Origin of the sequence: Asanoa sp. NPDC050611, from assembly GCF_040654855.1 — a bacterium.
Lineage (GTDB): Bacteria > Actinomycetota > Actinomycetes > Mycobacteriales > Micromonosporaceae > Asanoa.
This window is the reverse complement of sequence record NZ_JBFAIU010000587.1, coordinates 1-2573: the sequence shown is the minus strand read 5'-3', so window position 1 is coordinate 2573 and position 2573 is coordinate 1. Positions and strand designations below refer to the sequence as shown.

Annotated in this window: 3 protein-coding genes; all 3 read right to left on the bottom strand. The window is 74.9% G+C overall.

Going from position 1 to position 2573, the window contains the following annotated elements; all coding sequences use genetic code 11:
- Nucleotides 1-1608: hypothetical protein (locus tag AB0H87_RS40580; protein ID WP_360158793.1), on the bottom strand; the 1608-nt coding region annotated here is incomplete at its 3' end.
- A gap of 184 nt (nt 1609-1792) precedes the next feature.
- Complete coding sequence (locus AB0H87_RS40575) at nt 1793-2128, bottom strand: STAS domain-containing protein (RefSeq protein ID WP_360158790.1); 336 nt, start codon at nt 2126-2128, stop codon at nt 1793-1795.
- A gap of 256 nt (nt 2129-2384) precedes the next feature.
- On the bottom strand, nt 2385-2573 hold a 189-nt coding region (locus AB0H87_RS40570; protein ID WP_360158796.1), incomplete at its 5' end, for a hypothetical protein.

Genomic DNA, 2573 nt, shown 5'->3' with positions numbered 1-2573 from the left:
CGCCGCGGCGCCCCCGCCCGCCGCCGCCGCGGCCGCCCCGCCGCCGGCACCCGCGGCACCGCCACGATCGCCGGCCGAGGCCGGGCCGTTGCCATTGGCACCCGCAGCGCCGCCACGGCTCGCGGCCGACCCAGGCGCGTTCCCGCCGGCACCCGCGGCACCGCCACGGTCCCCGGCCGAGGCCGGGCCGTTGCCATTCGCGCCCGCCGCAGCGGCACGCTTGTCGGTGGACGTGGGCGCAGTGCCATTGGGACCGGCCGCGGCCGCACGCTTGTCGGCAGATGCGGAGCCGTTGGGGCCTGCCCCAGCGCCGGCGCGCTTCGGGGTCGGCTCGGGCGGGTTGCTCGGTACGCCGGCGCGGCCCGTCGCCTTCGGGGCCGCCGCGCCGTCGGCGGGCGCCTTCGGGTCCGGTGTGCGGCGGGCGCCGCCCTTCCGGGCCGGCGTTTCCGGCTTGGCGTCGTCGGTCTCCGCGTTCTTCTTCGACGCGTTCTTGCGGCCCTTGCCCAGCAGGCCGCCCTTGCCGAAGAGGCCGCCCCTGGCGGGCTTCGACGTTTCCGGCGGGGTGCCGGTCGTGGGGGCCGTGCCGCTGATGGGCGCCGCGTTGTGTACCGGCGCTACCTCGCCATTGACCGGCGTCGGGGTGGCGCGGCCGGCCTGGGTCGCGTCGTGCCGGTGGCCGGCGGCGTTGCCCGCTGGGCCGGCCGGGCCTCGGTCGTAGTGGCGCGCTCCGTCGTTGGCTCGCGGCCCGTCAGCCGCGGCGGCTGCCGCCGCTCCGGCCGCGACTCCGCCGGGCGTCGACCCGGCCGACGCGCCACCGCGACCAGCGGAGGCGCCCTTCGCGGGCGCCGCGCCCGTCGCGGGGCCGCCGGCCGCCGGGGACCCGGACCCCGTCGCGGAAGCACCTGCCACCGCGGGCCCACTGGCCGCCGCGCCAGCGGCCGACCCGGACCCGCTGGTCACGGCAGGCTGGCTCGCCGCCGCAGACTTGCCACGCGCTGCAGGCTTGCCGGCCGCCGCGGACTTGCCGCCCGGGACCGACCCGGCGCCCGCCACCGACCCACCAGCCGGCGACTCCGCAGCCGCCGACCCACCAGCCGCCGACCCGCCGGCCGCAGATGCGGCAGTCGCCGACGCACCGGCCGCGGCCTTCCCGGCCGGTGCGGGGGCGGTCGCCCGGCCGCTCGAGGCCTTCCCACCGGCAGGGGCAACGCCGGCGTTGGGGGCGGTGGCCACCGGGGCGGGCTCGAACGAGATCGACGAGAGGACGGCGTCCGCGTTCTCCTCGCGGCGGCGGCGGGCGGCCAGGGCGAGCTCGAAGTCGCGGCGGGCCTTGACCGCGTCGTTGTAGGCCTCCGCGCGGATGCGTTGGGCGTCTTCGCGGGCCTTGGCCAGCACCTCGCGGGCCTCGGCGACGATGTCCGCCGCTTCCTCCTCGGCCAGGGCGACCATCTGCTGCACGCGCGCCGTGTTGCGGTAGACCGCGGGCCGGGCGCGCAGCATCTCGTGCAGGCGCTCCGCCTCGGCGCGGACCATGCCCAGCTCGTTCCGCAACGTGGCGGCGCTCTCCGCTTGTGCGGAGGCTTTGGCGAGCTGCTCACCCAGATCCAAGAGGCAACTTTCGACCTCTTCGCGGTCGTAGCCTGATTCGACGATGGAGAAGTCCATTAGCTCGCCCCCAGGTAGCCAGTAGTTCCCCTCCCGGCCATCCTCCCCGAGGCATTACCCCGTTTCGGGGCGTTCTGCGGAATTAAATCCACATTGGCCCACGCGCCCGGGCGGGTCGTCGATGGGCTCAGGAGTCGTCGCTGAGGAGCGTGTCCAGACCACTGATCTTGAGGACCCGGGCCACCACGCCGCGGGCGCCGGTGAGGCGGAGTGAGCCGCCGGCGGCGGAGCTGAGGTGGTGGCCCCGGATGAATGCCGACATTCCGGTTGAGTCACAGAACGTCACGGCATGAAGATCAACAACGATTGTGGTACGGCCGTCGCCGAGCACCTCGTCGATCCGCTCGCTGAGGTGCGGGGTGGTGCTCAGGTCGAGCTCCCCCGCGAGCCGGAGCACCACCACATCCGGCCGGTCCTCCCGGCTGACCGTCAATGTGACGGAGGCGTCGTCAATCGTTGCCACCAGGCAAGGATATAGCGAGCCAAGACCCGCCGCGCCCCGGGTACGACACCGTTATCAGCAGGTTACGCGCCCAGCGTGCCCACTGCGGCAAACCGACCCCGCGACCCGAGGGGCGTCATCCCGACAACCGGGCGGCGCGGCCCCCGTGGACACTTCGGCGCGCGCCGGACGCCGTCCGAACGAGAGCTTCCACTGAAGTGGGGATCAGCGACCGGTTCGCCGGACAACCGTCTGCCAACGACAGATCAATGGTCAATCAGGACCCCGGCGGTCCGGATTCGCACGACACGGGAACGCGGGCGGCGTGGTTGCGCCGATACAGTGCCCGCACGCCGCGACCCAGCCGGGCCATCGGCCTCGCCGCGGCGCCTCGGCGGGCGCCGAGGAAGTTGTGCTTGGTGATCGGCAGCGTGATGCCCTGGATGTCGGCTTCCTGGAAGGCGTC